Consider the following 271-nt stretch of genomic DNA (forward strand, 5'->3'; position numbering starts at 1 on the left):
GCCGATGCCGGCGCTGCCGCAGAGTTTCTCAGTGCCTCCCCCAGCATTGCAGAAATGCGATCTTCATTGCAATTGAGCGCCAGCCGTTTCGCTCCCGACCGGCACAACATGCAAACAGCATCGCTAGACGGCTACATCAGCATGCAGCGCAACGATGTGATTTTACTTAGAATCAATCAAAATCATTACCGCTATCTCGGCGAACAAGCTTGGTGCGATGTGCCGGCCGACGGCGATTGCTTCTATCGTGCGCTGCTGCGCGGCCTCGGGT

1 protein-coding gene is annotated in these 271 nt (G+C 56.5%); it reads left to right on the top strand.

Annotated features, from left to right (window positions below):
* Positions 1-271: hypothetical protein (locus tag QN347_RS19940; protein ID WP_323494421.1), on the top strand; the 271-nt coding region annotated here is incomplete at both ends.

Origin of the sequence: Sphingomonas sp. 10B4, from assembly GCF_035019905.1 — a bacterium.
GTDB classification, from domain to species: domain Bacteria; phylum Pseudomonadota; class Alphaproteobacteria; order Sphingomonadales; family Sphingomonadaceae; genus Sphingomonas; species Sphingomonas glacialis.